Source organism: Butyrivibrio sp. DSM 10294 (assembly GCF_028539135.1).
Classification (GTDB): domain Bacteria; phylum Bacillota; class Clostridia; order Lachnospirales; family Lachnospiraceae; genus Butyrivibrio.
The window spans coordinates 323390-348655 of record NZ_JANSWL010000088.1; the positions used below are offsets into that span (position 1 = coordinate 323390).

Sequence of the window (25266 nt, forward strand, 5' to 3'; positions counted from 1 at the left end):
TCATAATCTAAACGAAACGCAAACGGCAATATTTAATCATAAAATTTTTCTAAAATCAATACAAAATACTGTTTTATAATTCACGTATTTTTATTACATTTGTATAAGGCCATTATCTGCAACTAAATTTCACAATTACTTCACGATTTTTGCCTGTGAATGTGCTATTATCCTTATGTCAGCAATTCTTGCTGATTTCAATTTGGGCTATGCCCTTCAATTTTGACTGATCGTCAAAGAATCCCAAGTATGCTTGTACACAGGGTTAATAAACATTAAAGAAAGTGAGATTTTATGGAAGAAACAAAAGAATCAAAAGAATTACAGGAATTAAGACAAAGAGTAATTAACAATTTATCGATGCCCGAAGATGTTAAGCAGAACCTGCTGGATATCTTTGACAACAAAAAGCTGGCCTCCATCGCAACAGATACAATCAGTAAACTCGTCCTCTCTCCAGACATCCATCCCGAGAGATTCGATTATCTAATGCAGCACGTAACCGGAGACTATACCATCTTTGCAAATAGCTCCGCCACAAATGAGCCACCGGTAGATTCATTCGAGGCCAAGAAATCTATAACTGATATCCCCTCTTGGCTTAAGGATGAGCGATATGCAGATCTGGAAATGCAGCAAGTGGCACAGGAATTTATATTTAACAGAATTGATATCTATTCCTCCAAGGCACTGCTTCTTCAATATTCTGCCAAAGCAGGAAAATCCAAAGGAGAAATCAACTATTCAAATATCTTAGATGTAATATTCGTCGTACTAATGAAGGAATCTCCCAAACTTTTCAAAAACTTTGACAGCTCAAGATACATACATCGTGTAAACAAAGCTATATCTGACACAGGTATGGAGTTCCCTATGCTCAGAAATATAGCATTTGTACAGTTAGATAAGGCTCTTGAACAGTTTGTGAACAAAACCTATAATGAAGATGAAGATTTAGAGCTTCTTACATTGCTCGCCATGATTGCAGATATCAATCATCCCGCTGTAAGAGAGGCAATACGAAGCAATCCTTTTCTTTTAGATCTTTATAAGGACGTTGCCAAGTTTTCAGAGAATCATGAGGTTAGAAAAATGATAACTAATGAAGAACTTGAAATGCTTACCATAAATAGTTATAAGCATCAATTCAGAGAAGAAGGCCTCGCCGAAGGACGTGAAGCCGGTCTTGCTGAGGGTCGTACAGAAGGCCGTGCAGAAGGCCGTGCAGAAGGCCGTGCAGAAGGCCGTGCAGAAGGTGAAAGCCATATAAGCCTTGTATACAAATGGCTCCTTGATTCAGGACGCAATTCCGACATGGTAAAAGCCCTTGATGATCCTACGTTCAGAGAACAGATCTGTAAAGAATACGACGAAGCAAACAAGCAAACCTAAGCATTTTCATATGCCTCGACTCCTTGAGTCGAGGCTTTTTCTATCTTCATAAAATCTCCTCTCTCCCCCAAACCAGCATGGACATGGTGTGGATAAATCCGCCATCACTTTGATTACACTACAACGCCTTAACGATTATTAAAATTTTAATATTCCCACTTGTCAATATCCCAAACGGGGAACCATTTTTGTTTGTTTCTAATATCCGTACACAGCTCCATTAGAAGAAACTACGCAAGGCGGTCCATGAAAATATTCGTAAAAATTCATCGATTTCGGTTCTATGGAAATGAGACCTATGAAATGCGAGTGCCTTATGCACGACCATTTCATGCACAGGGCTCATTGCAATGCCCAGAACCGTGAGATGCATTTTTACGAATATTTCAGTAACCACCCTGCATAATCCCCCATGGAGCGTCCGGGTATCCACCAACACAAAAATTCCCCGCTGCCATAGACAACGGGGAACCAAAATTTTAATTATCTCTTAAGGTTTGTAAGCTCCTCAAGAAGTGTGTCGGATACGGTGATAATACGGCTATTGGCCTGGAATCCACGCTGTGTCGTAATCATCTCCGTAAACTGTGACGACAGATCCACATTAGACATCTCCAAAACACCCGTACTCATATAACCACCATCAGTTGTAATATCCTGAATAGTTGCCTCACCTGAGTTAAGTGATGACTTATACAGGTTATCTCCTTCCTTGGTAAGACCTGAAGCATTAGCAAACTCAGCAGATGCAATCTGTCCAAGAAGCTTAGTCTGTCCATTTGAATAGGTTGCAAAGATCTGTCCGTCTGTAGAAACTGTAACACCATTCATCTCACCTACCGCACGTCCGGTATTAAGAGACTTCTTGTCACCCTTAACAGCCTTGATCGTAGCTGAACCATTGGTGTTGTAGTTGGTTACTGTTGAGAAATCAAGCTCGATGGTACCTTCTTTTGCAATCTCATCCTTATCATTCTCATTCTTAACCTGGAAACCAAAGGCTTCGTTTCCTTCATAGAACACTCTGTCCTCTGCGAAATACATGCTAACCTTCTGGTTATCTGTATTTCCGTTAGCAGAAATGATCTTACCTGTTGCTGAATCGAACAGAAGTCTTACTGTCTGAGAACCTGTTGAAAGTCTGATACTTCCGTCTGTAGGATCGATCTTATATGTACCGTCTGTACCATACTGTCTTGCGTCGCTATCGGATAATCCATATACATCCCTAAGAACTCCGGCGTATCTGGTTGTTCCTGTTGAAAGGAGATCCTTGATATTTCCTGAGATCGGGATAGTTGCATCTGTTCCGTCGAGGTTTTTATACTTACTTGTTCTGTTCTTATTCTTTACCTGATATCCATCAGATGCATTTCCGTCTGTGTAGTAATTGTTTGTATCGATGCTTATAGGATCTGAGGGCTTGGAATAAGAAACTGAAAGCTGTGATGCATTGATCTTAACGTTATAGTTGATACCTGCGTCAGAATATTCGCTCTTATCAAGGTTGAAAACTGTCTGAAGCATGTCTTCATCAAATTTGCTTATATCAGCTTCAGTCTCATTGAAGTAATAGCCGTAATCTCCGGCTGCGCTTGTGTTCCAGAGGATGTAGTTGGGAACATCAAGTGAATAACCGTTAGTTGTTGCTGTAGTTACAGGATTAAGGTTGAAGGACTTGGTGATCTTATCAGCTTCTGTGTAAGCTCTGGTAACTATTGTCGTAGGTGTTCCTGTTAAGTTCTCAAGCTTGAAATTTTCTGCATCGCTGCCGTATTCAGCTTTTAAATCCTGAAGAAACTTGGTTGCTGCGATTACATTTTTTTCTTCCTGACTTCCCGGTGTAATTGTATTTCCGGTCTTATAACTATTCAGGTTGGTCTGCATTGTAGTGATTGAATACTCTTCGTCTTCAGATATTGAAGAACCATTTATAGCATCGAGGGCAGTCTTGATAACTGTAATATTGTAAGGATATGTACCAGGTGCATAGGGTGTTCCGTCTACAGTATACTGTTCGGTAGTATCCAGATCTTTTATTGTATGATCGTCAGGATCAGCTGTCTTTGACAATGTGGCTTCTCCTGCAGGAAGATATTCAATGTTGAGGGTCTTTCCATCAAATGAATACTTAAGTCCTGAGGTTACATCAGCGGGAAGAACATCCTCGAGTCCGCTAAACTGAGTCTTATATGCAAGAAGTGTGTTACTTGTGGTATTTGTAAGGCTCTTTTTTGTCTCAAGTGCGAGCTTGTTATAGAATGTGATCTTATCACTTGTTGCGCCATGCTCAAACTCGTAGTTGTAAGCTGCTGTTGCATATGCGGAAACATCGGGATTAAATACTTTGCTCAGAGTCTTCTTGGAAAGATCTGCTGCTGATTCGGGAGCTTCCGTCTCAGGAATGGCACTGTAGATCACAGTATCGTTAGGGTCATTGGGAATATAGTAATTAGCCTTGGCATTTACATTGCTCTTATACTGGAAATTTGCGTTAGCGTATGCGTAATCATCCTGCCAGTTCCTGGTAATTGTAATGGATCCGTCAGAAGCAATGCTGTAGGTTGAAGTTGTTGAAATTCCCGAGAACTTAGCCTTATCTTCAGTTGTCGAAGGATTAAGGAGCTGCTTGTCTGTTATTCCGTAGCAGGTCTCAAGAAGTCCTGCATACTCTTTTTTACTATAAGTTGTTGATAAGATATCTTTCAGCTGACCCGTCTGAGGAACAAATGCTTCGTTGAAAAGAGCTGATCCTGAAGGCAGGTAAACAGTTGTCTCTTCTGTTGTATTATCAGTCTCAACTTCGTATTTTTCCTTGTTAAAAGCCTTAATATCGTTATCTGTAGTCTCAACGCTTCCGAATTTTACTGATGCAAGTCTGTCATCACCGATAGAAGTTCCGTTGGAATCAAGAATATCCATGAGCTGAATGGAAAACAGGTGATCATTGGGATCCTCTGTATCCTTAACGTTGAATTTTGCTGTGTAGAGATAGCCCTTGTTGTCGTAGAACTCAAGAGTTACTGTCTTTCCTTCGTCTGAATTGATGTTCTTGTCGTTGTCATCAAGGTTTCCACTGAAAAGTCCCTGAGTTGTTGATGCAGGGCTATAGGTTGTATTGTTGGCGCTCATGATCTGAAGATTTGAGAGCTCGCCATTTTTATTGATTGTGATCTCACCTGTCTCAGGATCTTCAACTGCATTCCAGCCCATTACGAAATAACCGTTTGACTGCATTGCCAAGTTGCCGGCACCGTCAATGTAGAAGGAACCGTCACGGGTGTAGAGGTTTTCTTTACCGTTATTTACTACAAAGAAAGCCTTACCGGTGATCATGATATCAAAGGGGTTATTTGTTGTCTGGGTTGCACCCTGGGATTCGATTGCGGTGTTGATGGCACCTGATTTTGCACCAAGACCAATCTGGCGGGCATTCACACCACCCTTAGTAAGGGTTGCGCCGGATGCTGACTGTGTGGTCTGATACATAAGGTCTGAGAAAGTGATAGACTGTGATTTAAAAGATGTGGTGTTAACATTGGCAATGTTGTTACCGATAACGTCCATCTTAGTCTGGTGGGTCTTAAGTCCTGCTACACCAGAATAAAGTGATCTCATCATAAGGCAGTGTCCTCCATCAAATATGAAACGATCTTGCGATTGATTTTGGACGAATGCGTGAATTGCTTAGATTAAGATGCTACCATCTGTCAGTCAGGTAGCTGAGATTTCCTAACACCGGCAGGAACTTCTGCCTTTCCGGTCCTTCGGGCCAATCTGCTTAAACAATCACTGCACCGTCTATATTCGTAAATATGCTATTTTTAGTCTCTGTCTGGTCCATTGCTGTAACCACTGTGTGGTTTGGCACGTTCACTATAAAAGCCAGCTGGTCCACAAGAATGAGCGAATCTTTGATGCCCTTCTGTGATGCCTCTATAGTTCCCTGGTTAAGTCTGTCCATCTGATCCTTCGTCAGAACTATCTCTCTGTCGTTAAGTCTGTTTGCTGCGTGCTTGGAAAACTTTAACTCTCCCGTGCTGATATTATTATCGGCATTTTCCCGCACTTTATTTAGGATAGATGCAAAAGAATTTTCACCTACCGGAAGGTTTTGCTGCGTATTCTTTTTCTCTGCTCCCGTGACAGAACCGGTCTTGATCTGATCCTGGACCTGTCCGATGGACATAAAGCGATGATCATCTATAGTCATCTGTTTTTTCCTCCATCGTTAATAGTTGTTTAAAGCGTATTATTCCTCAATCTTGAAGCTCCTGTAATCGTCTCCTCTGATCTCATCAATACGTGCTACATACTGCTTCAGAGCTGTTAAGTAGTTAGGATTCATCATGTTGCGTGCCTTCTCACCCATGAGATTCATGTAGTAGTTGTACATGGTATCAATTGTAAGGCCATGCTCTTCTTCACTGATCTCATCCAGGTTGGAAGGAAGCTTGTCGATAGCCTTCTGGAAGTCTTCAACAGCCTTGATCGCATCTGTGTAATCCGTATCAAGTACTTCCGTAACATCATCGATTGAATAATTGGTACCGTTGATGTTAAGGTATGCCTTGTTTCCGCTGAAGGTAACGTAATCTACAACGCCCTCAACCTGAGTTGACTCACCGGTATCGGCATTGGTCTGGGTGATCCTTACGGTCTTTCCTACCATCTCAGATGCTCTTGAAAGGCTCATGGCGTTGGCCATGTTGCTGAGCTGCTCAACCTGAGTAAAAGTAGCGTACTGATTGATGTATTCCGTATTGGATGTGGGCTCAAGAGGATCCTGATACTTCATCTGTGCTACCAGAATCTGCAAAAAAGAATCCTTATCATAGCCGGTAGGCATAACGTTTTTATTCTTGGTAGAATTATCGAGATTTTGGACTTCGCCATTCTTAATAATTGCACTCACTGAATTTTGATCTGCCATATCTTTCACCTTTTTTCTTTATGCAGGAAAGAGCTTGTTACCGCTCCTTCCTGCGATTTTACCTGTTATGCACTGAAGTCGACTGAATTTCCGTTCATTGCCATCATCTGAGCCGCGATTCTCTCTGCTTCCGACATTTCTTCCTCTTCAGCTTCGCCGATCTGCGTCAGGTTAATTCTGCGAAGACCCTTTTTACCACTCTTGGTATTCTCCTCAGGTTCGTTACCTCGGTCCTGCTGCTGAAGGTTCTGTTCAAAAGCGTGTGATGCGATCGTAACTTCAATTGATGTTACCTTAATTCCCGCTTCGTCGAACTTCTGCTGAAGCTGTGTCATCTGAGCTTCAACCGCCTCTTTTACAATTTGGTTCTGTGCTGTAAACTTGGCTACGATTCCTTCCTTGGAGCTGGTGAGCATGATGTTCACATTTCCAAGAGATGCGGGATGGAGTGAGAGCTCCATTGTGGTCTTATCCTCTGTTGCCATGATTGATATCTTTTCCGTAAGCTGTCTTACGATATTCTCCATCTGAGCTCTGTCCGTGTAAGAAAGAGCTCCCGTAGCCTGTACATCTACCGCTTCTGTTATGTTGTTTACAATCTGGTTAAAAAGATTTGCAGATTCAGATCCGCTTTGGAAATTCTGCTTACCGCTGTCAGTGCTGCTCTTCTGAGTGCTTACTACTGTAGCGATTTCTCTTTCCTCTGTGGTCTGTATATCTTTGAATCCCTCAGACTGTGATGCTTTGGTTTCTTTGTTATCTGTGATGGGTTTTGGATCAAGGTCCACTTTCTTGTGGGCTGTTTCGATGAGTTCCTCATCTACTTTGTTGGAAGAATCCACATGAGATTCGAAAGTCTCTTTGAAAGTCGGATCCTTAACAACTTCTCCAAAATCCTCTTCTGATAGGTCGAACTCATTCATAAGTTCGCTCTTCATACCTTCCGCACCCTCCATGAGGTCCTGCAGTGAAGTATATATATCAGAATCTGTTATGAGGTTCAGGGCTTGTTCCTGACCGCCTGCTGCTGTAACCACCTGCTGTAGATTCTCTGTACTTAACAGATCTACAAAGGTTAATCCCAGAAGCTCCATTACGTTTATCAGTTCTTCTTCCGAGATATCAAGCACATCGGTAATCTCTTCAGCGAGTTCTTCTCCTGCCTTCTCAAGCGCTTCTTTTAAGTCGTCTCCGGGTTCAGCCTTATCTTCCTTCTGAATATTGCCCTTACCATCTTTTGTAGTCTCTGTGTTTTGTACCTGTTTGTTATCGTCTTTAACTACAGTCTTCTTGTAATCAGTATTAAGAGCTTTATCAGTTGTATCAGCCTTAGTCTGCGTAGTTTCCTTTACTTGAACATTCTGCTTGGTATTATCCTGTGAGATATAGACTTCTTTAGCCGTATCCCTTGATCTGTTCTGAATAACCACATCCGATATCTGATTCAGGATATTGTCAAAACTTGCAGCTGCCTTATCGGCATTGTTCTTCTGACTGATATTTACGGAAGAATTGGTGGCAGCCCCGGTCATGTAGGTCGTGATCATAGCACCTACATTCGTAGCTGTACTACCCATTCTGTTTCCTCCTTTTTTCAAGGTGCAGGAACTTTTCTGTATATCCAGCTTATACACATACTCAGTCCATAATTCTTCACTCAATATATCGGCCAAATTCCCCAATACTTAACCTCTCTCACCCCTAAATTTCCCCCCTCAAAATTTCGCAATTTTCCTATATAAACCATACTCTTCCTCATACTGATTACTATCTTCATCCATATTCCTACCATCCTAATTCCCCTCCTCATCTCAATCCTCATATCTATACTCAATAAAAAGTCCACTAATTGAGAAAGGGGCAGACCCGTTAAAGGTCTGCCCCAAAGGGGGGTATATGAAAAATCATTTAATGAGAATGCCGTTTTCATCGAAGGAATAATAACTTCCCCACTTCTTAATCGTCTCGTTCCTAGCAAGTACTCCATCAGCCTTAGCATAATACTTCTTCTCGCCATCAACCTTAATCCAGGTCTGTCTCTGTACTGATCCTTTCGCATTGCTGTAGTAGAGATCATCACCAATACTAAACAATCCTGTACGAAGCTTGCCTTCTTCGTCATATGCGTAGGTGCTGCCCCACTTCTTTACAAACATTGACTTAGCAATCTTACCATCGTTGAGTGCGTAGTAAGTTCCATCCTCTAATCTGATGTAATCACATCTTACCATTGAACCGCTCTTTTCCTTGAAGTAATATGTTGCTCCGTTAATCTCGCGGAATCCGGTAAGCTTATTTCCATCAGCATCTACATAGTAGGTTGAACCCCACTTTGTAATAAGTGTTCCTTCTGGCTTCTCTGGCTCAGTAGGTTCTGTCGGTTCATCACCGGGCTGAGGATCAACAGGCTGATCAGGATCTGTAGGATCTTCAGGTGAAGGCTCCTCAGGGTCTGTAGGATCTTCAGGATCTGCAGGCTGACTGGGATTTTCTTCTTCAACTTCCTCAAGTACGATGTTATCGATATATACATCATGCTTCTGAGTAATTCTTACGCCGTCAACTGAACCCATTGTGATGTTGAATCTTGACTTTGTATCTGTAGGTGAATTCATTGTGAACTCACTTGTAAAGGTCTTGTACTCATTGCCGATCTGAACAGAACCGGTGTTGCTGTAGTTAGTCCAGCTTCCCTCAAACTGCTGCATACAATACTTAATAGTTCTGTCGATACTGGACTTAGCCATGAAGGAAAGTCTGTAGGTCTTGCCCTGCTCAAGAGTAATTCCATCCTGGTTGAGCTGTACATACCAGTCATTATCAGCTGTATCTGATACTGTATCTTCGATAGTGATAGCAAATGCATTGTCATTGCCGTTCATGCTGTCAATCACATAATTAGCAGTAACAGAATCATGAATATAAGGTGAGAATCCTGCAAGTCCTGCATTAAAGGAACCGTTCTTGATAAGTGCAGCCTCTGTGAGGAATACGTTATCAATATAGTATGTTCCTGCCTCATTGAAATGGAATGCTACATATGAAACATCTCTGTCTTTATCTTCTGTGATATCAAGCTTCTTTGCAAAGCTGCTGTTCTCAGATGTAGCCTTTGCTTCAAAAGCATTGCCGGCAACATCAACTGAAACGCTTCCGTTACCCTCTTCGTTTCTGATATCAAAGCTTAACTCATACTTGCCTCTTACGATAGGTGAAAGCTTGTTCTGAGCTACTTTAACAATCTGTCCCTCAGGAACTGTAACCTTAAGCTCTCTCTTACCGCCTGCATTTACAACTGAAACGTACTGAGCATCCTCTTCGCTGATCTCCCAGTATCCAAGTCTCTTATCGCCCTGATCAAAAGCACCGTTGTATACATAGTTGCCGTCAGGTCTTACTGTCTTAAGATTATCTTCCTTAACCTCTTCACCGGACTTGTGTGTAAGTCTGATATTTGAAAGAGCTACAGCAGCTGTGCTGCCAAGCTTACCAAGATTGAACTCAAGACATCCGTTTACGTCACTCTTCTCATTCATTGTGAATGTAAGAGTATAATTCTTTTTCTCTGTAGAAAGAGATACATTTGTATCCTGCATATATCTGATCCAGCTTCTGTCAGGACCTTCTACATCTACAACAATATCTCTGTCTTCTGTAGCATAAGCATCAAAGCTAAGTTCATACTCCCAGCCCTTGTGCATAGGAATTCCGGGTTGCATTAGCTGAATGCTGTAATTCTGTTCTCCGACTACGGAAGGGGTAATAACGATTTCGCCGTTGTTGATAGCAAATTCTGTACCTTCTGCGTCACTCTCAAGGTGAAGCTTGAAGTTGTCATCAACATCTCCCTCAGCACCTTCAAAAGTAATAGCCTGTGAAAAATCACCGTTAATTACATAGTTACCTGTCTCATCAGCTTCTCTGAAGCTCTTCTCAACCTTCTCAGGTCTCTTGGCTTCATTCTCAAGTCTCTCATACTCTTCCTGAGACTTCTGATATACTCTTACATAATCTACTTCGAACTTCTGCTCGTTCATTGCTTCGTAAGCAGCATCATCAGGGAATCCAACCCAGCTGCCACCTACTGCAAGGTTAAGGATAACGTAGAAGTTCTGATCGAAAGGTGCAGGATAAGTTACCTGATTATCATCATCGGTTCCTGTGTACCAGTCGTTAGTCTCAAATACCTTCTCGCCGTCAACATACCATGTGATAAGTCCTGGCTCCCAGTCAACTGCAAATACATGATACTCATCAGCGTAGTTGCTGTCCTTAAGTACATTGAAGCCCTGATTCTCCTTGTGTCCTGTTGAAGAATCATATCCATAATGGATGGTGTGGAAGGACTTGCTGACATTCTGTCCCATTACTTCCATGATGTCGATCTCACCACATCTTGGCCACTGTCCATAGAAGCTCTCGTTGGTAGCCATGAGCCAGAAAGCGGGAAGATATCCTCTTCCTACAGGAACCTTTGCTCTTGTCTCAAATCTTCCGTAAGTAAAGTCATGCTTACCCTGGGTTGTGATACGACCTGATGTGATCTTTCTGTCTGAAGCTGCGCTTCCGCCCTGGCTGCCGCCGAAGGCTGTTGCAGTAAGAGATGCAACAGATCCGCCATACCAGTAATAATTGTTATTCGGATCAAGAATTGACAGCTCGATCTTTCTATCTACATCTGCTGCAGCCTTAAGTGAAAATCTGTAGCTATGTCCTGCCTCAAGACTAACTCCTGACTGCTGAATCTGAATGTTCCAGTTAGCATCACCGGCGCTTACTACATTAACCTTCATGCCCTGTTCAACATATTCAATAGTTCCTTCACCGGGAGCATTTGCACCAAATGACCAATCTGAAGCTAAAAGCTCTGCATCATTATCAGCGCCTTCTGTAATATCCTTAAGTGAAATATCTGATACAAGAATTGTACCGGGAGCCTGTCCCTCTGCTGTATCATCGATCTTACCGAAATTAACCTGAATAGCACCTGTTGAAGTGGCCTTATTCTCAGGAACAGATATATCAAATGAAATATCTGTCTTAACTATTTCTACCGCCACTTCTTCCTCGGCATTTTCTTCCTTGGTCTCGCCGCCTTCTACATGGGGCTTGATCTTAAGTGTGCCTTCGCTTACCTCGATATTGCCCTCATCAAGAGCAGTGTATCTCTGAAGTTCATTGTTAACCCATCCGGGTTCGTGCTGTTCTACGTTCCAGTCATCGGTATTCAGTGTGTCCCCATCGAATTCCTCTGACCATACAAGGCTGTAACCATCGTCGCCTTCCTGCTGTTCCTCCGCCTTAACAGACTTGGTAAACGCAGTCATGTTGAAAGCCATTGCCATGGACAGCGCCACAGGCAAAGCCCTCTTAAAAAATACTTTCTTCATACCCATTCTCCCTCGTTACTCAAAACAACTTAGTATATTGTTCCTTCGAACATGCACTATACTACCAAACGCCCATGGAAACATATATCAAATGGATTGAAAAAATAACATAATCTTGACATTTTATGCTAAAATAAAGTCATGATTTTGTTAAAAAAAGGATTGTATTATGGCCTATAAAATATATTCAAATAATGATCTTTATAATAATGATGATAACTTCGTGCACAGACAGCAAAACGATGAGCTTCTTTTCTACAGCCAGGTTGTGGAAGGCGATATCGATGCGATAATGGAGAACTGCCGACAGCACCGCTTTCTTGACAAAGAAGGTGTCGGCATTTTGTCAAAAGATCCTGTAACCAACCTTAAATACCATTTTGTTGTAACCGCCGCCATTATGTCCCGTATCTGTATTGACGGAGGAATGGACATGGAGGATTCCTTCAGGCTGAGCGACTACTACATTGGACAACTGGATTATATCCAGAGCGAAAAAGAAGTTGAGCTTCTTCATAATAAAATGATTCAGGATTACACCAAAAGAATGAATAAGCTCAAAAATACCAAGGCACTGTCCAAGCCGGTATCAGATTGCCTTAGTTTTATTCACAGTCATATAAAAGACAGGATTACAATTGAAGATATTGCAGATTATACAGGGAAATCCATTAGTTATATTTCAAGACTTTTCAAGAACGAAATGAATATCGCAGTCAGCGACTATATCAGAAAGGCCAAGATAGATAAAGCCAAGAATATGCTAAGATACAGCACTGTTCCGCTTGTGGAGATTTCTTCTTATCTGTCCTTCTCTTCTCAGAGTCATTTTATTAAGCTGTTCAAAGAAGAGACAGGAATGACTCCCAAGAAGTACAGAAGCCAATACTACGGTACCGGTTGGCAGATATCGAGCGAAGAGGCTGTGGAATGATAAAGGTGCCTGTCCCCATTAACAGATAAAGGTGCCTGTCCCCATCAACAAACTGTGAACAACATAATCTTCCGGTAGTTTAAGAAGTTCACAATTTGTTAATGGGGACAGGCACCGTTATCTGTTTATGGGGACAGGCACCTTAGCGCTATCGTCATCCAGTCACCTTCGTCGACTTCTGCTCCAGCGCATTAGGCTCCAGGAGCTGAGTCAACTTGGCTGCATTTGGTTTCTCCATAGCAGCAAGCACATCGGCACGATTCTCTATAGTCATCTGAGCCAGTATCCTGGCAACCAGCTCAATCTGATTCTCAGATACCATCTCATCAAATATCTTCGCACATTGCTTAGCCTTCATACCCGAATAGGTCTTGGCAAAGGCCTGAATAGCAGCTTCATCCAGCTCATCCTGCTTGATCTTCTTGTACAGTTCAGCAGCTGTATCGGGATCGATCATCTCATAATATGAAGCAAAGGCTGATGGATCGGGAGAACCTTCACCATATACGATACTGTTATAAAAAGCAGCTCTTTCTTCATAGAATTCCTTTTGCTGTTTTTCAAAAGGAGCAAGTCTCGTAACTTCTGCTTCCAATCTCTCAATTGTGGCGGCGTAGGTGCTGTTCTGTGACATTTCTTCGCCAAGAACCTTCTCAAGACTGCCAATATATGCCTTGGCATCTTCCAAGGTATTGATGCCGCCAGAAGCCCCTTCAGAACTGTAATCCGAAATAAGCTCCGCCTGCTGCGCCGGCTGAGTAACACCTCTGGCGCTGTCAGGAAGGATCAGATTAAGCCCGGGCACATCCTTAATTAGCGGTGCCAGGATGTCAGATCCGAAGCCTCCCACATCAAGCTTTATCAAAAGGGCCATAATTGCAAGCCAGATAAGAATGATCAGGAATGTTATAACAATAGTAGCGAAGCCGCCGGCGTTATCGCCGTTGATCTCCGCTGTTCTGTCCGCAAATTCCTGCGCCTTTTCCTTCTGCTCTTTTCTCTGCTCCTTTAATTTTTTCTGATATTCTTTTTTATCCGCCTTAAGTTTCGCTCTGGCAGCCTTGGGGTCCTCCGGTGGTGCCCCCATTGATTTTATATCAGCCATTTACTCCTCCGATGCATTTTCTCTCTGTCTTTTTGTATAAGTAAAACTGGTTCTTTGATCAGTCTCTTTTGCTTCTTCCTGCTTCTCTTCTTCAAGATATTCTGCAAAAGCCCTGTCTCTCAAAGTCTCCTGCATCTTTCTTTCCTGAATCGCCCTGGTGAGGCGAATTCTGACTTTTTCAACTTCCGCCTCCTGTTTCCTTACGATTTTAAGCTGCGCAACGATCATGGAATCCATCTGAGCGGTAGCATACTGATTATCAAGTATGTCCTGAAGTTTGAGGCTTGCTTCATTACGAAGTTCCTCTGCCTCCTGAAGATACTTTTCTTTTCTGTCCACATATTCGTTCAAAATATCAATCTGACGGTTAAGCTCAGCCTGGGTCTCGGCAAATTCCATTTTGATCTGGCCTTCGGTCTTTTGCTTGATATTAAGAACACTCTGCATTCTGTAAACAAATCTTGCCATAGGCAATACCTATTTAATCATTAAAAATATCAAGAAGCATGCCTCGTATCTGCTCAAAAGTAAATTTCTCATCAGTCTCCTGCATCAAAAAGGCATTTACTCTTTCAATTTTGGATACGGCATAGTCAATGTTCTTGTTGGCGCCAGCCCTGTATGCTCCGATATTGATCAGATCTTCTGCATCGTTGTAGGTTGCAAGAACGTTTTTGAGCTTACCCGCAGCTTTTTTGTGCTCAGGATCCGCAATGGCTGACATACATCTGGAGATTGAAGCGAGTACATCAATCGCCGGATAATGGTTCTTCTGAGCAAGCTTACGATTGAGAACGATATGTCCGTCCAAGATACCACGGGCTGTATCGGTGATAGGCTCGTTCATATCATCACCGTCAACGAGAACTGTATATAGTCCTGTTATTGAACCCCTCCTGGATCTGCCGGCTCTCTCAAGGAGCTTGGGCATCTCAGCATATACACTTGGCGGATATCCTCTTGAAACGGGCGGTTCTCCGCTGGCAAGCCCTATCTCCCTTTGCGCCATAGAAAAACGTGTAAGGGAGTCCATCATAAGAAGTACATCTTTGCCCTTATCTCTGAAATATTCTGCGATAGAAGTGGCTGTCTTGGCAGCCTTAAGTCTCTCAAGTGCAGGCTTGTCGGAAGTAGCACAGACAACTATGGACCTCTTCATACCTTCTTCTCCAAGGTCACGCTCTATGAATTCTCTTACTTCCCTTCCACGCTCTCCGATAAGAGCAATTACATTTATATCGGCCTGAGTATTTCTGGCAAACATGCCAAGAAGTGTGGATTTACCAACACCGGAACCTGCAAAGATTCCGATTCTCTGGCCCTTTCCAACGGTGAGAAGGCCGTCAACAGCCTTGACACCAAGGGATAACACATCAGAAATAGGATCCCTGGTCATGGGATCCGGTGGCTGATTCTCAACCGAATACGCAACGCCGCCTTCAAGTGCAACGCCTTTACCATAGCTGGTGCCATCGATTCTTCCAAGGCCGTCGAGGGTCTTACCAAGAAGTCCCTCTCCCACATTCACACGAAGCGGGGAATCCGTATTCTCCACAATGCTTCCGTTGCCGATACCGCTGATATTCTCATAGGGCATCAGCTGAACGTGATTGTCTTTGAATCCAACAACTTCTGCCATGGAAGGTCTTACCACTCTGTCAGTGAGGTCATCATCCTTTTTCTTGGGGTAAATAAGGCAGATATCGCCAAGCTTGGCAGATGGACCCGCAGACTCTATGGTAAGTCCTATTACATTCACCACTTTACCCGACATTCGGTAAAATGGAGCGTTTTGCATCTTTTTGTACTTTGCAAGATCAATTGAACTGTTTAACATATCATCTCTTTTTTCTGTCAAAAGAAAGGAGCTTCAACTTTCTTGATACTTCCGAGAGCTCAACTCCCAGACTGCAGTCAAATACTCCGCTGTCGGACTCTATCATGCATTCGTTTTCCTTAAGAAGCGGATCTTCAATGATCTCCATAGTTGTATTGGGAGATGTAATACAGGCATCTATTGCCTCTTTCTGGTCCATGATATCATCATAATCATCGGAGGATACATGAACGATCAGGTTATTTCCGGGTTCAATCCTTGAGAGGGTACTCTTTAAGAGGTGAAGTATTATCTCTTTATCCTCTCGAAGATCAACGTTAAAAACATGTTCATAGATCTGTGTAAGAACATCCACCATCTCAGGTTCCAGCTCATCCACAAGGGCCTGGTACTCTTTTTCCAGATCTCCTCTCTGGCTTTCTATCTCAGCCTTCAAGGTTTCGGCAGCCATGACCCCCTCCTGATAGCCGGCATCATATCCTTCCTGTCTGCCGGACTCGATGGCCTGCTGTCTGTACTGTTCTGCATCAGCCTGAGCCTGCTGAATGATCATATCAGCCTGTTCCTGGGCCTGCTGAAGCTTAAAATCAATCTCAGCCTGCATGGCCTCCATATCGAATTGATTGTCATTACTCTCCTGAGGTTCGGAAAAATCCCCCAGCATGCTCTGATCTTCAGTAAGCTGCGACAGCTGCTCCATCTCTATTCCGGGGATAAAATCATCTCCGCCATGGCCCTCTTCATAGCCCTCTTCCTGAGCCATCTGAGCCCTTTGACGCTTGATTTCCTGCTCCCTGGCGGCTTCTATTTTTTTATTGGCCAGTTCGTTACTGTCGATAACACGTTTTTCTGTGTCATCATAGTTCACGAACATTCCTTTAAAAAGATTAGACAACTAATTCATCACCTCCGCCTCTGGAGATTACGATCTCGCCGGAATCCTCAAGCTTTCTGATAACATTAACGATCTTCTGCTGTGCTTCTTCAACATCCTTCATACGTACAGGTCCCATGAAGTCCATATCTTCCTTGATCATGGAAGCAAGACGCTTGGACAGGTTGTTGAAAATTGCGTTCTGTACATTCTCGGTAGCACCCTTAAGTGCAAGACCAAGGTCTGCGTTCTCAACTTCACGCAGCACTCTCTGAATGGATCTGTCGTCCAGAAGAAGAACGTCCTCGAATACGAACATTTTCTTTCTGATCTCGTCTGCAAGCTCCGGCTCTTCGATTTCCAGAGTTTCCATGATATGTTTCTCTGTAGCACGATCGACGGTATTGAGGATCTCTACTACTGCATCTACACCACCTACGATAGTGTAATCCTGGTTTACAAGGGATGATAGCTTTGATTCCAACACTTTCTCTACTTCCTTTATTGTATCCGGACTTGTACGGTCCATGGCTGCTATACGCTTGGTAACGTCCGCCTGTCTGTCCGGCGGAATCGCTCCAAGTATCATGGCACTCTGTGCAGGTGACATGTAGGACAAAATAAGAGCGATAGTCTGCGGATGCTCATCCTGAATGAAGGTAAGTATCTGAGAAGGCTCGGTCTTACGGATAAACTCAAAGGGCTTAACCTGAAGTGAAGCGGTAAGCTTACTGATAACGTCAAGAGCTTTGTCCTCACCAAGAGCTTTTTCAAGCAGCTCTTTCGCATAGGTAATACCACCTTCCGCAATATACTGCTGCGCAAGGCACACTCCGTAGAACTCCTCAAGAACAGCCTCTTTTATCTGAGAAGTAACACTTCTGGTATTGGCAATTTCCAGGGTGAGCTCTTCAATCTCTTCATCCTTAAGATGCTTAAATATGGCAGATGATTTCTCCGGTCCAAGGGCAATAAGGAGAATCGCTGCTTTTTGTGTTCCTGTAAAGTCGGCAATCAGGGAATTGCCGCCATCCATTTCAGCTGTTGGTTCCATATATTACTCCCCACATATTGAATAATTTACTATGGTGATATATGCATGATTTCATAAACCAAACAATTTGTGCAAGCACATTGTTTAGTTTACTCATTCCGAATATCACCCATAGTCTTCGTTCAGCCAGTTACGAAGTAGTGTCGCTGCTGCTTCAGGATTCTCCTCAACAAACTTCTCGATAAGTCTCTTGGTCTCGGAGCCGGTATCCATCTCGATATCTTCAAGCACTTCTTCAGGCTGGGATTCAAGGAGCTGTTCAACAGAAAGAGGCTCGGGTTCGGGCTCTTCTTCCTGCTTCTTGGAAGTCCACATGCTTCTTACGATGATAAATGCAAGAAGTCCAAGGATAATAAGGATCATCACGATCTGAAGAATATCGGTAAGAGTGATGTTCGATCCTGTTCTATCAAAATAGATATATTCAGTATAAGCCGCCATAGCTACATTTTCAGCTGAAATGCCGGTAGCCTTGGCAACTACATTGATCATCTCTTCGGGGACATCTTCTTTGACAGGCTCTGAATTGGCGACCTTGTACTCGTCCCAGGTCATATTATTGTTGTCGGCGGCTTTATAATCTTCCTCTTTTCTTACCACATAGTTGATAGCGGTGACGGATATGGAAGACTTGTCGTATTGAACAGCGCCGGGATTGTTTTCTTTTACAGTAATCTTCTCGTTAGGAAGATAATCTCTTGATTCCTCAGTGATAGTTGAGGAGGAATTGGTATTGTCCTGAGTCACATAGGTAGTCTCATCGCCCTCATTGGAGTCTGTTCCGGGAATACCGCTTACTCCGTTGACATTCTCTGCATTGTAGATATTCTCGTGACTGAGAACGCCCTGGGTCTGTCCGTCAGCAGGTGTATACTGATGATCTGTTACCTTCTCATTGGAGAAATCCATAACCAGATTGCTGGCAACTTCGACGTTGTCATAGAGCTTGGTTCCCAGAAGAACTTTTCTTACTTCTGATTTAACCAGCTGCTCCGACTTGGCCTTAAGTGATAACTGCGAGCTTGCCATACCGGCCATTGTAGTCTCTTCACTACCGGTAAAAAGCATATTGCCTGCTGTATCAAGAATAGTAATGTTATTGGTAGTCTTATTTCCGACAGAATTGGCAACCGCCCTTGCAAGGTAAGCTGCGTTATCCTCATTAAACTCAATCGTATCATCGAGAGTCAGAAGCACGAACGCAAATGCTTCCTCTTTATTTCCAATGAGTGTTCCGTCATTATCGGGAATATTAAGCTTGACCTTAGCAGTCTGAATAGCATCAAAAGTACTTATGAAATCCTGCTCAAGCTGACTTTCCAGATATTTGACATATTTCTTTTGTTTGTCGGATTCTGTTGTGGAGAAGCCTCCGTTAGTTACATTTTCAAAGGCATAGCTATAAGCCTGGATATCATTGGCTTCAAGGAGAAGACTCGTCTCTCCTCTGTCTTTTTTAAGAACCCTGAATTCCAGTCCGTCCTCTGACATTTTGTAATTTACTGAATTTGAATCAAGAAGTTCTTTGATCTGGGCAGCTTCCTTGCCGGACTGTGCCGTGGTCAAAAGAACATACTGAGGCTGGTTGAGCACTGTAACCAGAATGATCACAGTAAGCAAGATAACAGCGCCGGCCCCAACGATAAGACGTTTCTGGCCCGCGGTAAATTGATTCCACCAGTCGAGGATTTTTTGCCATATGGCCCGTAATCTTTCAGGCATTTATCTCCCTCCCCTAAAAAAGCATACTTCCACTACGAATGTTCCACTCAGAATCCGCATTATCATGCTACTTCCTCGTGTACGTTCGGCCATTTCATAAACAAAATTTTATGTGCAAGCACAAAAATCATGTTTACTCATGCCCTATATCGCTCAAATCTGCATCTGAGTCAGTTCTCTGTATGCAGACAGAGCCCTGTCACGCACTGCAATGGTATACTGAAGAGCTGTCTGGGCCTTCTGAAGTGCAATAGACAGGTCATGCGTATTATCTGTCTGTCCCAAAGCCCATTTGATCTCTTCGTTCTCGGCATCCGACAGATAGGCATTGGTAGTATTGATATTCTCCACCGCCTGATCGAATATGAATTTGAAGGAATCGTTCCCCTCTTCCTCCTTGCCAAGAACATTGTATACTCTGCTGTTGGTTTTCTCCGCGTTGCGGATAACCTGCGAGGATACATTTCTAAGTTGCGAAATATCCAGTGATGCCATAATTTAATCTCCCAAATTCAAGGCCCCTTGTGAAAGACCTGTAAATCATTTGTTATGAGTTACCCAGTTCCAAACCACGTGTAGCCATACTCTTACTGGCATTAAAAGCTGTTGCATTAGCCTCATAGGAACGGCTGGCGTCAATGAGGTTTGTCATTTCAGTAACAGTATTTACATTAGGATAAGTAACATATCCATTCTCATCAGCATCGGGATGTGACGGATCATATACGATATTCATTTGTGTCCAGGTATCGTCCCTAACTTCCACAACCTTAACGCCCCTGCCGGAATAATGATCCAGCTTTTCATTAAGGATTCTGGAAAATGGAGTCTGTGTGCCCTTCTCTGCGAAGGTTACAACCTTTCTGATGTACGGAGATTTGGCTCCATCCTCAGTTCTTGTAGTATTGGCATTAGCGATGTTCTCCGAAATAATGTCCATTCGAAAACGCTGCGCCGTCATACCTGATGAGTTGATATTGAAGGAATCAAAAATACTCATGGGCGTGCCCTCCTTGAAACATCATCAAATATTATGATGACTTTGATGCGGCCTGCAGGTTGGCGAATTCATTTTTGAGTCCTGCCATAAGACCCTGATATTTAACCTGGTTAGCTGCAAGGGTGACATTCTCCGTATCGATATCCACGTTATTCTTATCAAGTCTGTAGGAGAAATTGGAATAATCGTTGACTACTCTTGGCTGCAAATGCTTGTCTTTAAGATCTGCGACTTTGGCATCCATAGTTTTGTATCTGGAATTGCCAAGAGCCCTCTCAAGTTCATCCTCGAAATTGAGGTCCTGTCTCTTATAACCGGGAGTATCGACATTGGCGATATTGTTGGCAATGATCTCGTTTCTCGTCCAGGAGGCATCGGCAGCCTTGTCGAGAACATTGATATAATCAAACACATTGCTGTTTATCATAGTCCCTCCATTCATTACAACTAAACATGGACACTCTATCTTATTATATTAATGATAAGATTTTTTAATGAAAAACACAAGGGTTTTGCACTTTATATTGTGTTTTTATGAGCGTCTTACTACAAAATATACACTTGCAATCTTCGAATAATCAAAAAGGGATTTATCAACTTAATGATAAATCCCTTCATCAATGTCACATCCTGATAATAATTCATTTCAATATTATTGTCGGCTGTTTACATCTCTTGCTTTAGCTTTTTGATTTCGTTAAATACAACATCGTTGGTTACCTTGATGTAGGTTCCCTTCATTCCGGAAGATCTGGATTCTATGACTCCTGCGCTCTCGAATTTCCTGAGGGCATTGACAATTACACTTCTTGTAATTCCCACCCTGTCGGCAATCTTACTGGCAACCAGGACTCCTTCCATTCCGTCAAGCTCTTCGAAGATATGGATGATAGCCTGCATCTCCGAGAAAGAAAGTGTGCTGATAGCTGATTTAACAACCGCAAGTTTTCTACTCTCCTCGGCATTTTCCTCATTTACAGCCCGAAGCATTTCAAGCCCCACCACTGTGGTTCCGTATTCACAAAGAATAATGTCATCTATATCGTAGGGTGCCTCGGTTTTATAAATGAAAAGTGTACCAAGTCTCTCCCCTGCGATTTCGATAGGAGTTATGATCGCCTGGAATTTGGAAAAATCAATTCCTTCAAATCCAAGGGTCTCCAGATTAACATTCTCTTTGGTGGAAAGAATTGTTAAAAGCCTCTCGTTCAGCATTGGGTCGATAAAAGAACCTACATTGTCAACAAGCAGATCACTTAACGATTCCACGTTGGCACTTTCACCAATGCCCAAGACTTTACCCTTTTTGCTTATAACAAACATATTAGAGGATAATATGTCGCATAAAACTCTGCAGATATCGTTGAATACGACCTTGCCCGAATTACTATTGTGAAGAAGTTTACCAATTTTTCGGGTCTTATCCAGTAGCTGTACACTACTCATTGCATCTCTCCTTTAATTTGTTATTTCCCCTGTGTTATAGTTATCGAAATACCGCTAATAAAACTACTACACTATTGTTATGATAGCATAAAAAAATAGGCGCTTCAAACAATAAAGCGCCTACAATTATGAAAAAAAGCTTAATTTATCTAAAAATTTAATATATTCACTCTTCTGTCTTCTTTTCAGGCTTGGCTTCAACATGACCGCATTCCTGGTTAAGACATACGATCTTGTTGCCCTTAGCTGCCATAACGCCGCCGCAAACAGGGCACTTCTTGGCAACGGGTCTTGCCCAGCTCATGAAGTCGCAATCGGGATTACCGATACATCCGTAATAGATTCTTCCCTTCTTGGTGCGCTTCATTACAATATCTTTGCCACACTTAGGGCACTCAACACCTATTTTTTCAAAATAGGGCTTGGTGTTCTTGCACTCAGGGAAACCGGGGCAAGCAAGGAATTTGCCGTGAGGGCCGTACTTGATTACCATGTTTCTGCCACAGTTCTCGCAGATCTCATCGGTTACTTCATCCTGTACCTGAACCTTCTCAACCTCTGCCTCAGCAACCTTAACAGCCTTGTCAAGATCGGGATAGAAATTCTCAATTACAGTCTTCCACTTAACTTCACCCTCAGCGATTCCGTCCAGAAGCGCCTCCATGTTGGAAGTGAAATTAACATCAACAATCTGAGGGAAAGCATCATTCATCATCTTGTTTACAGCCTGTCCAAGCTCTGTGATGAAGATTGCCTTGTTCTCTTTGGTTATATAATGTCTTGCAAGAATTGTTGAAATTGTAGGTGCATAAGTACTGGGTCTACCGATTCCAAGAGCCTCAAGGTCATGAACCAGTGAAGCTTCTGTGTAGTGAGGAGCAGGCTGAGTGAAGTGCTGAGCACTGTCAAAGGACTCGAAGCTAATCTTGGTATTGGTATCAAGATTCTTCATGAGAACATTTTTCTCAATCTGATCATCCTCATCAGTGTATACATTCAGGAATCCATCAAAAACAGTCTTGGACGCAGCAACTGTAAATCTGTGCTTGCCTGCGTCAATCTTGACTGAAGTTGTTTCATATTTGGCAGCCGCCATACGGCTTGCCATAAATCTTCTCCAGATCAGCTGATAGAGTCTGAACTGATCTCTTGAAAGATAATCCTTGACCATTACTGGTGTATTCTCAATGTAGGTAGGACGAATTGCTTCGTGAGCATCCTGGATCTTACCTTCATTCTTCTTGGCTGTTGCGCCCTCTGACAGATACTTATCGCCAAAGTTCTCAGTGATATATGCATTGGCTGCAGCTACTGCCTCAGCGGACACACGGGTTGAATCGGTACGAAGGTAAGTAATAAGACCTACAGTACCCTGCTTGCCAAGCTCAATTCCTTCATAGAGCTGCTGTGCAACTCTCATAGTTTTCTGAGTTGAGAAGTTAAGGCTCTTGGAAGCTTCCTGTTGAAGTGTTGAAGTTGTAAAAGGAAGCGGAGCCTTCTTGGTTCTCTCGCCCTTCTTAACATCGCTTATCTGATACTTGGCACCCTTAAGCTCCTGACAGATCTTCTCAAGCTCTTCCTTGTTCTTGATCTCTTTCTTCTCACTGCCTTCACCATAATAGTGAGCAACAAGAGGTTTCTTCTCACCCTCTGCCTTAAGGTTAACATCAAGTGTCCAATATTCACTTGGAATAAAGGAATCTATCTCTTCTTCTCTGTCAGCGATGATCCTGAGTGCAACAGACTGTACTCTTCCTGCACTGAGGCCTCTCTTAATCTTAGCCCAGAGAATAGGTGAAATGCTGTATCCAACCATTCTGTCAAGAACACGTCTTGCCTGCTGAGCATCAACAAGATTCATATCGATGTCTCTTGGATGCTTCATTGCTTCCTTAACAGCGTTCTTGGTAATTTCATTAAAGGTAACCCTCTGCACCTGTGCATCAGCCTTATCAAGCTTAAGTGCTGTAATAAGATGCCAGCTGATTGCCTCACCCTCACGGTCCGGGTCGGTTGCGAGATATACTTTGTCAGCCTTCTTGACCTGCTTACGAAGCTCTGCAAGAACGTCTCCCTTTCCTCTGATGGTAATATATTTGGGTTCATAACCGTTCTGGATGTCTACCCCCATCTGGCTCCTTGGAAGATCTCTGACATGTCCGTTGCTGGCTGCAACCTCATAGCCTGTTCCCAGGAACTTCTTGATAGCTTTGACCTTGGTAGGTGACTCCACGATCAGAAGTGAATTTTTCTTTGAACTTGTTGATTTACTTGTAGCCATTACTGATTAATTGCCCCTTCATAAAAAATAATTGAATTAACAAATGTGATTTTCGGTCACTTTCTTATTAATATACATTTTTAAAGTTTTCGTCAAGCAATTATTTTTCAAGGCCTTTAAACAGTTGCCCTTCTTCTGTCCTTGAGATGATGTGACAGCTTTTCCTCATACATGCGTCTGTCTATGGATTCCATGAACTCCTTGACCTTCATTCCGCTATCTTTATCGTATACAAGAGCGCCCGCACTTACGGAAAGATTCATCTCTTTTTTGTTGCTCCAATCAATATCTGCAATGGATTCCTTGACATTCTCTATTCTTCTGTCGAGTTCCTTGGTGTCATTGATCCTTGTAATTACACAGAACTCATCTCCGCCGAATCTTCCAACAATATCATTATCATCAAAGCTTACTCTGAGTACTTCCGCAATACACTCAAGAACTTCATCACCGGCCTTATGTCCGAATTTGTCATTGATGGTCTTGAAGAAATCTACATCGATCATAATTGCAGCAAAATCCCTGTCCTGAGACTGTAATATGGCATTTCTCATAGCCATGTCAATTCCTCGTCTGTTAACAACTCCGGTAAGATAATCCAGGTTAATGTCTCTACGCTGAACATAGATAAGAAGTATCATGCAGGCAAAAATGGTTGCAGCATACTCAAGATTGATATTGTACAGCATTACCTGCAGAAATCCGCCTACTGCAATAATTAGCGGGAAAGTAATTATAGGAAGTCTGTAGCTTCTGATTATTCCCCTTCTGAACACCAATACATATGCCATTACCGCCAGGCATAAAACCACATGTGTGATACCTCTTGGAATAAACAAAGGTCCTCTGTTGTAGATACCGTCTGTATAGTAATAAAACCAGCCTTTTGAAAAAACAGCTGAAAACGTAACTAGAACAAGATTAATAAATGCATAAGCTTCAAGAGGTATAATAAACATTTTCCTCTTTTTCTTATCTGCATATATCGTGTAACAATCAATATATTTAAGCGCAAACAAAAATCCAAAGGGATCCAACGCAAAAACGCCGTAAGAAGCAATCATCTGCAGTATTATGAAATGGCCGCCAAGAGCTATTCCTATGTCCCCAACAGCGGAAATACCCACAAGCACAGCAACCAGTCCAACCAGTCTGATAAATGCCTTATTTGAGCGTGATTTCTTATCGTTCTCCTGGAAAAGAAGAAGCATCACAGCAAGAAATAACGTATAGATATTTAATACAAATCCCCCATTTGACAACAACAGCATATTTCTTCTCCCACGTAAAGTACGTTT

At 42.6% G+C, this 25266-nt stretch carries 20 protein-coding genes; 2 read left to right on the forward strand and 18 right to left on the reverse strand.

Going from position 1 to position 25266, the window contains the following annotated elements; translation table 11 throughout:
- The first annotated feature begins 294 nt into the window (after positions 1-294).
- Positions 295-1392 (forward strand): PD-(D/E)XK nuclease family transposase, encoded by a 1098-nt coding sequence (locus NXH67_RS17540; RefSeq protein ID WP_272798195.1) that lies wholly within the window; start codon positions 295-297, stop codon positions 1390-1392.
- A 483-nt stretch (positions 1393-1875) separates the two neighbouring features.
- On the opposite strand, the gene NXH67_RS17545 is transcribed toward NXH67_RS17540, so the two are convergent.
- From NXH67_RS17545 to NXH67_RS17570, 6 genes are all read right to left on the reverse strand, one after another.
- Positions 1876-5013, reverse strand: a complete 3138-nt coding sequence (locus tag NXH67_RS17545; RefSeq protein ID WP_272798196.1) for a flagellar hook-basal body complex protein — start codon at positions 5011-5013, stop codon at positions 1876-1878.
- 160 nt (positions 5014-5173) lie between these two features.
- Complete coding sequence (locus NXH67_RS17550; RefSeq protein WP_272798197.1) at positions 5174-5605, reverse strand: TIGR02530 family flagellar biosynthesis protein; 432 nt, start codon at positions 5603-5605, stop codon at positions 5174-5176.
- Between the two features lie 39 nt (positions 5606-5644).
- Positions 5645-6325: a flagellar hook capping FlgD N-terminal domain-containing protein gene (locus NXH67_RS17555; RefSeq protein ID WP_272798198.1), complete on the reverse strand. Its 681-nt coding sequence runs from the start codon at positions 6323-6325 to the stop codon at positions 5645-5647.
- A 65-nt stretch (positions 6326-6390) separates the two neighbouring features.
- On the reverse strand, positions 6391-7902 hold the full coding sequence (locus tag NXH67_RS17560) for a flagellar hook-length control protein FliK (protein ID WP_272798199.1): 1512 nt from the start codon (positions 7900-7902) through the stop codon (positions 6391-6393).
- 80 nt (positions 7903-7982) lie between these two features.
- On the reverse strand, positions 7983-8255 hold the full coding sequence (locus NXH67_RS17565; protein WP_272798200.1) for a hypothetical protein: 273 nt from the start codon (positions 8253-8255) through the stop codon (positions 7983-7985).
- Positions 8230-11715, reverse strand: coding sequence for a carbohydrate binding domain-containing protein (locus tag NXH67_RS17570; protein WP_272798201.1), 3486 nt, complete (start codon positions 11713-11715; stop codon positions 8230-8232). The genes NXH67_RS17565 and NXH67_RS17570 overlap by 26 nt, the downstream gene beginning before the upstream one ends.
- A gap of 169 nt (positions 11716-11884) precedes the next feature.
- Between NXH67_RS17570 and NXH67_RS17575 the strand changes: the two genes are divergently transcribed.
- Complete coding sequence (locus tag NXH67_RS17575) at positions 11885-12649, forward strand: AraC family transcriptional regulator (protein ID WP_022778416.1); 765 nt, start codon at positions 11885-11887, stop codon at positions 12647-12649.
- A gap of 154 nt (positions 12650-12803) precedes the next feature.
- Here the strand turns inward: NXH67_RS17575 and NXH67_RS17580 are convergent, their stop codons facing one another.
- The 12 genes from NXH67_RS17580 to NXH67_RS17635 all read right to left on the reverse strand — a co-directional run bounded on the left by NXH67_RS17580 (position 12804) and on the right by NXH67_RS17635 (position 25239).
- The gene (locus NXH67_RS17580; RefSeq protein ID WP_272798202.1) at positions 12804-13754 is read right to left on the reverse strand and encodes a hypothetical protein; all 951 of its coding nucleotides are present in this window, start codon (positions 13752-13754) and stop codon (positions 12804-12806) included.
- Positions 13755-14222, reverse strand: a complete 468-nt coding sequence (locus tag NXH67_RS17585) for a flagellar export protein FliJ (RefSeq protein WP_272798203.1) — start codon at positions 14220-14222, stop codon at positions 13755-13757. It lies immediately after the preceding gene.
- Positions 14223-14235: 13 nt separating this feature from the next.
- Positions 14236-15591, reverse strand: coding sequence for a flagellar protein export ATPase FliI (gene fliI, locus NXH67_RS17590; protein WP_022778419.1), 1356 nt, complete (start codon positions 15589-15591; stop codon positions 14236-14238).
- A gap of 1 nt (position 15592) precedes the next feature.
- Positions 15593-16486 carry a FliH/SctL family protein gene (locus tag NXH67_RS17595; protein WP_272798204.1) on the reverse strand — a complete coding sequence of 298 codons (894 nt, stop codon included), beginning with the start codon at positions 16484-16486 and terminating at the stop codon, positions 15593-15595.
- Positions 16479-17519 (reverse strand): flagellar motor switch protein FliG, encoded by a 1041-nt coding sequence (gene fliG, locus NXH67_RS17600; protein ID WP_272798205.1) that lies wholly within the window; start codon positions 17517-17519, stop codon positions 16479-16481. Before fliG ends, NXH67_RS17595 begins: the two co-directional genes overlap by 8 nt.
- 105 nt (positions 17520-17624) lie before the next feature.
- Positions 17625-19241 carry a flagellar basal-body MS-ring/collar protein FliF gene (gene fliF / locus NXH67_RS17605; protein WP_272798206.1) on the reverse strand — a complete coding sequence of 539 codons (1617 nt, stop codon included), beginning with the start codon at positions 19239-19241 and terminating at the stop codon, positions 17625-17627.
- 153 nt (positions 19242-19394) lie between these two features.
- Positions 19395-19736, reverse strand: a complete 342-nt coding sequence (gene fliE, locus NXH67_RS17610; protein WP_022778423.1) for a flagellar hook-basal body complex protein FliE — start codon at positions 19734-19736, stop codon at positions 19395-19397.
- A gap of 52 nt (positions 19737-19788) precedes the next feature.
- Entirely contained in the window at positions 19789-20241 is a 453-nt protein-coding gene (flgC, locus tag NXH67_RS17615) for a flagellar basal body rod protein FlgC (protein ID WP_022778424.1), read from the reverse strand.
- A gap of 31 nt (positions 20242-20272) precedes the next feature.
- Complete coding sequence (gene flgB / locus NXH67_RS17620) at positions 20273-20668, reverse strand: flagellar basal body rod protein FlgB (protein WP_022778425.1); 396 nt, start codon at positions 20666-20668, stop codon at positions 20273-20275.
- Positions 20669-20907: 239 nt separating this feature from the next.
- Positions 20908-21687, reverse strand: coding sequence for a GTP-sensing pleiotropic transcriptional regulator CodY (codY, locus tag NXH67_RS17625; protein WP_022778426.1), 780 nt, complete (start codon positions 21685-21687; stop codon positions 20908-20910).
- 166 nt (positions 21688-21853) lie between these two features.
- Positions 21854-23968, reverse strand: a complete 2115-nt coding sequence (gene topA, locus NXH67_RS17630; RefSeq protein ID WP_272798207.1) for a type I DNA topoisomerase — start codon at positions 23966-23968, stop codon at positions 21854-21856.
- Between the two features lie 116 nt (positions 23969-24084).
- Entirely contained in the window at positions 24085-25239 is a 1155-nt protein-coding gene (locus tag NXH67_RS17635; protein ID WP_272798208.1) for a GGDEF domain-containing protein, read from the reverse strand.
- Positions 25240-25266: the final 27 nt, after the last annotated feature.